The sequence below is a fragment of the Streptomyces beijiangensis genome (assembly GCF_017315755.1).
In the GTDB taxonomy this organism is placed as follows: Bacteria; Actinomycetota; Actinomycetes; order Streptomycetales; family Streptomycetaceae; genus Streptomyces; species Streptomyces beijiangensis.
The window spans coordinates 1-5,256 of sequence record NZ_JAFLRJ010000052.1 but is presented as its reverse complement, the minus strand read 5'-3'; the positions used below and the strand labels follow the sequence as shown (position 1 = coordinate 5,256).

Annotated in this window: 4 protein-coding genes; 2 read left to right on the top strand and 2 right to left on the bottom strand. The window is 70.8% G+C overall.

Going from position 1 to position 5,256, the window contains the following annotated elements:
* Positions 1-326: 326 nt before the first annotated feature.
* Positions 327-737, bottom strand: a complete 411-nt coding sequence (locus J0695_RS06315) for a cupin domain-containing protein (protein WP_206960842.1) — start codon at positions 735-737, stop codon at positions 327-329.
* A 51-nt stretch (positions 738-788) separates the two neighbouring features.
* On the opposite strand from J0695_RS06315, the gene J0695_RS06310 reads away from it, so the two are divergent.
* Positions 789-1,754 (top strand): helix-turn-helix domain-containing protein, encoded by a 966-nt coding sequence (locus J0695_RS06310; RefSeq protein ID WP_206960841.1) that lies wholly within the window; start codon positions 789-791, stop codon positions 1,752-1,754.
* A gap of 12 nt (positions 1,755-1,766) precedes the next feature.
* Here the strand turns inward: J0695_RS06310 and J0695_RS06305 are convergent, their stop codons facing one another.
* Positions 1,767-2,741 carry a D-2-hydroxyacid dehydrogenase family protein gene (locus J0695_RS06305; RefSeq protein ID WP_206960843.1) on the bottom strand — a complete coding sequence of 325 codons (975 nt, stop codon included), beginning with the start codon at positions 2,739-2,741 and terminating at the stop codon, positions 1,767-1,769.
* Between the two features lie 131 nt (positions 2,742-2,872).
* On the opposite strand from J0695_RS06305, the gene J0695_RS06300 reads away from it, so the two are divergent.
* Positions 2,873-5,256 (top strand): GTPase-associated protein 1-related protein (locus tag J0695_RS06300; RefSeq protein WP_206960840.1); only part of this gene is annotated, 2,384 nt, incomplete at its 3' end.

Here is a 5,256-nt window from a genome sequence, read left to right as displayed (position 1 = left end):
AAGGAACGGACGCTTCCTTTGGTCCCATTTCACTGGGCCCTCCGGGCGCTTCCCATTCGGTCTTGCGTTTCCGACTCTATCAGATCCTTTCGGGCCTGATTCCCAGTCAGCGGGACTTTCAACCTGCTGTGTCTTTCCGGCTGTTGGGCCGTTCCGACGCTCAAACTCTAGCGCTTTCCCCCGGCGACTCATAATCGAGTCCCGGTTATCAATTTCGGCATGCCGAAATTGTCCCCGGCGAGGGATCGTGTCGAGTTTGTTTGCCGCTTTCGCGGCGGGAGTGGTTGCCGTGGAACCGATGAGGTTCCGTGGCAACTCGGAGGACACTACGGACTCGGCAGTTCCGCGTCAACTCGGTGACCCGTCGTCACATCCACGTGGTCCGGGACCTCGTCGTGCCGGTCGCCGACCGTGAGGGTGCCGGAGGGCTCGAACATGAGGATCGCGGCGCCGGTGGGGGCGTGCGGCTTGTGCTCCGTACCTCTGGGGACCGTAAAGACCGATCCCTTGGGCAGTGTGACCGTCCGCTCCCCCGTTGGCTCGCGCAGGCCGATGTGAAGTTCGCCGTCCAGGACCAGGAAGAACTCGTCCGTGTGGTCGTGGACGTGCCAGACGTGCTCGCCCTCGACCTTGGCGATGCGTACGTCGTAATCGTTGACGCGGCTGACGATGCGGGGGCTCCACAACGCGTCGAAGGTGGTCAGGGCCTCGTGGAGAGCGATCGGGTCGTTGGGCATACGGCAATCCTGGGGCGTGCGCGGTCGGGGCACGAGTGCTAGAAATCGCATATGCCGCAAGGATCCTCGCAACTGCATCGCGTCGTCGTGATCGTCGACGAGAACTCGAATCCCTTTGAGCTCGGCTGCGCGACCGAGGTGTTCGGGCTGCGGCGGCCGGAGCTCGGGCGCGAGCTGTACGACTTCGTGCTCTGTTCGCCGGAGCCGCGCACCCTTATGCGGGACGGGTTCTTCACGTTGACCGGTGTCGCCGGACTTGAGGCGGCCGACCGTGCGGACACCCTGATCGTGCCCAACCGGCCGGACACCGATGTCCCACGGCGGCCGGCGGTGCTGGACGCCGTGCGGCGGGCTCATGCTCGGGGGGCCCGGCTCGTGGGGTTCTGCAGTGGGGCCTTCACCCTTGCCGAGGCCGGGGTACTGGACGGGCGGCGGGCGACCGCGCACTGGCAGTGGGCCGACTCCTTCCGGGCCCGCTTCCCTGACGTACGGCTCGAGGCCGATGTGCTCTTCGTGGACGACGGGGACATCCTCACCGCCGCCGGCAGTTCTGCCGCGCTCGATCTCGGGTTGCACCTGGTGCGGCGTGACCATGGTGCGGAGGTCGCCAATTCGGTGAGCCGGCGGCTGGTGTTCGCGGCGCATCGGGACGGTGGGCAGCGGCAGTTCGTGGAGCGGCCCGTGCCCGACGTTCCTGATGAGTCCCTGGCGCCGGTGCTCGCCTGGGCTCAGGAGCGGCTCGGGGAGACCTTGACGGTGGCCGATGTCGCCGCTCGGGCCGCGGTCAGCCCGGCCACCTTGCACCGGCGCTTCCGGGCGCAGATCGGTACTACGCCGCTGGCCTGGCTCACCGGGGAGCGGGTCGCCCTTGCCTGCCGGCTCATCGAGCGGGGTGAGGATCGGCTCGATGTCGTCGCGTACCGCAGTGGGCTGGGGAGCGGGGCCAATCTGCGGGCCCTGATGCGGCGCGAGACGGGGCTCAGTCCGTCCGCGTACCGGAAGCGGTTCGGCGGTTAGAGGCTGTAGGGGTCAGGGGGTGGGGGCTGTGTCGATGCGGCGGATCGGGGTGCCCTTCAGATACGCCTCGATGTTCTCCACCGCCTGCGTGTAGTACGTGCGGTAGTTCTGCTCGGAGACATAGCCGAGGTGAGGGGTCGCGAGCAGGCGCGGGACCGTGCGGAGTTCGTGCTCGGCGGGGAGCGGCTCGGTGTCGTACACATCGAGCGCCGCTCCCGCGATGCGGCCCGCGCGCAGGGTGTCGATGAGTGCGGGCTGGTCGACGATCGCGGCGCGTGAGGTGTTGATCAGGTACGCGGTCGGTTTGAGGAGGGACAGTTCGCGGGCGCCCAGAAGGCCTCGGGTGCGGTCGCTCAGGGCCAGGTGGATCGTGACGAAGTCGCTGGTAGCGAGCGCTTCCGACAGGGACGGTGCGAGCGTCGCGTCTGCCTCGTCCGCGTGTTCCTTCGTCAGGTTCTGGCTCCAGGCGGTGATCTCCATGCCGAAGGCCTGGCCGATCCTCGCCACCTTGCTGCCGATCCGGCCCAGGCCGAGAATCCCCAGGCGCTGTCCTGCCAGGTCCGCGCCGACCGTGCTCTGCCACGGGCCTCCGGCGCGCAGGGCGGTGGACTCGGGGACGATCGAGCGGGCCAGGCCGAGGAGCAGGGCCCAGGTGAGTTCCACCGGCGGGGTGCCGGAGCTGTCCGTGCCGCAGACCGTGACGGAGTGGGTCCTGGCCGCCGCGTAGTCGATCACCGAGTTACGCATTCCGGAGGCGATCAGCAGTTGCAGCCGGGGCAGCCGGGCGAAGAGCGAGGCCGGGAAGAGGACGCGCTCGCGCAGGGTCACCACGATGTCGAACCCGGTCAGTGCGGCGGCCAGTTCGTCCTCGGAGGCGAAGTGTTCGGCGAAGGACACCACCTCTACGCTGTCGGTCAGTGAGGTCCAGTCCGCCAGCGTGGTGGCGACCTTCTGGAAGTCGTCCAGTACGGCACAGCGCAGCATCATTGTGGGTTCCATTCCGGCACGTCAGACATTGAGGAAAGCATCTCGTGTCGGGCGGGGTTCTGCTGGGATGGGGCCGGCAAGAGGCGGCAGCCGAGGCACATGAGCCTGCGGGCAGGAAAGGGGCCGGGGCCATGAGCCTGGCGCAGCTTCACTACACCTCGGCCCCGCCCGGGCCCGACGGGGAGGGTTTCCGTTTCACCGCGGTCTCGCCCGGGCTGCCGGATTCGCTGCTGACCGAGGCCGAGCAGTTGATCGGGTACGAGCCGCCGCGCGATGCGCCGTCCCGGCCGCGCGCGGATCAACTCGCCGATTTTCCGCAGGTGTTGAGTCACAGCGTGCTCTCCGACGGGGGGCGGCTGCTCGCCAGGACCGTTTACACGGGCGCCGACCACAGCGGGCGGTGGGGCAATTTCCATGCCCACGCCGTGCATCTGCCGGACGGTGCGCGGCTGCCCGGCGGGGTGCTGCCCATCACCGCCTGGGACTCCTCGCAGTGGGCGGTGCGCACTCCGGAGGGCGGGGTGCCCGCGCCGCTGGAGAAGCTGGCGCCGTCGGGGCTGTTCGACCGGGACGGGCTGGCCGATTTCGCCGCCGCGCGCGGGGCGTGGCTTGCGGGCTTCTTCGGTGATCTGCGGCGGCTGTGCGAGGACCCGGCCGCTCCGCAGATCGTGCTGGTGGAGCAGCGCAGTGCGGATGTGGCGCAGTGGGTGGCGCTGGGGAGCACGGTGCTGCCGCGCGAGAGCGCCCACCGGCTGACGTTCATCACGTACACACGGCGTCCGCAGCAGGCCGGGCAGCAGATCATCGGGGTGCTGCCGGACGACGCCCAGGCGATGCGCGGGCACGACCACCGCTTCCGGATGCACCACTGCACCGGGCGGGCGGGTCCCGTCGACGGGACCGCGGATGCGTGGGCGCACACCGCGGCGCGGGTGTGGCTGGGGCGGGCGCCGGAGCTGTTCAAGGCCGCGGCCGCTGTGTCGGACGGTCCTTTCGAGGCCGGGCCGCTGGCTGCCTTCGCGCTCAGGGCGGGGATCGCTCTGCCCGCCAACAGCCGTGCGGCCGGGGTGAATTGGCTGCGTGGGCGGACCGACGTACTGGACGAGGAGCAGCTGGCGCTGCTCGTCGTCACGGTGTGCGCTCCTGCCGAGGACCGTACGGCCGAGGAGTCGGCGGCCCTGGGGCGGCTCTTCGGCGTGCTCGACGGCAGGGTCCCTGTCGCGGTGACCGAGCCGCTCGCCGCGCTGCTGCTGGCCGGGGCGGTCCATGCGGCGGGGGCTGCCGGGCTCTCTCCCGTACGGCGGGCATCGCTCACCGACGGGCTGCGGGAGCGGCTCGCGGCCGATCTCGGTCCCGCGGTGCGCGAGGGGGTGCGGGGTGCGGACGGTACGGACCGGCCGCTGGAGCTGCTGCGGGTCGCGGACACCCTTGATGTGGACTGCGCGGATCTGCTGCCCGAGCTGGCGCACCGGCTCTCCCGGGCGCTGCTCGCCGATCCGGACGGGGTGTACTCCGTGACCGTACGGACGGGTCTGGAGGAGCAGTTCGAGCTGCGGGCCGCGCTCCTGGAGCAGTTGGACGCGCTCGCTTCGGAGGACCCGCCGGCTGCGGCCCGGATGCTGGAGTGCACCGCGCTGCCTTTCACCGGGATGCAGGCGCTGCCGCATCTGCGGATGTGCGCGGAGGCGTCGCGGGTCGGTACCGGGGACCGGATGTCCACCTTGCGTTCGGTGCTGCGTGCTTCGGGGATCTCGCCGTTCGCGGAGCCGCTGGTGCTGCGGACCGCGATGGGGCTTGTGTGGGACGGGGTGGTGCCCGGTGCGGGTGAGGCGCGGCTGCTGCTGGACGAGGCCGGTTCGGACGCACATCGCATCGCGGGTACGTGGACGGTGCTGGTCAGGGCCGCGCTGGAGGGTTCCCTGACGGACGGGGACGTTCCGGCGCTCGCCCGTGATCTGCTGCGGCGTTTCACCGGGGAGCTCGACGCCCGGGTGCGCGGGGCGCTGCTGCTCCTCGATTTCGCGGGGCAGCTGGACGAGGGCACGGCTCCCGACGGCTGGACGGGGCGGGTGCTGCGGCTGCGGTCGGCCGCCGAGCCGCTGGAGCCCGCCGTGCTGGAGCGGACGCTGCGGTCACTGGTTCGCCGGCTGCTCTCCGACGACCCGCCGGACGGCGAACTGTTCGCGCTGACGCACAGCGGCGACGCGGATCTGATCGCGGCGTACGGGCGGACGGCGCGGGATGAGGCCGTGCGCGACCGGCTGCAGCTGTCTCCCGGATACGTCGCCGACTGCTTCGTCTCGTGGAACGGTCACTCGGGTGCGGGTGCGGCCTGGGACGCGACGCGGACCGCGCTCCTGGAGGAGGTGCTGCGGCCGGTCGTACGGGCACTTCCCGCCGAGGACGTCGCCTCGGCGGAGCAGCGGCTGGAGCGGGCCGGGGGTCGTGCGGCGGAGGAGTTCCGCACCTGGAACCGGCCGGGGGCCTTCGGACGGTTCGCCCAGCGCTTCGGCGG

Bases quoted from the DNA above. Each gene is read 5' to 3' on its own strand.
- J0695_RS06315 (WP_206960842.1), bottom strand. From the start codon at position 737: ATGCCCAACGACCCGATCGCTCTCCACGAGGCCCTGACCACCTTCGAC.
- J0695_RS06305 (WP_206960843.1), bottom strand. From the start codon at position 2,741: ATGATGCTGCGCTGTGCCGTACTGGACGACTTCCAGAAGGTCGCCACC.
- J0695_RS06310 (WP_206960841.1), top strand. From the start codon at position 789: ATGCCGCAAGGATCCTCGCAACTGCATCGCGTCGTCGTGATCGTCGAC.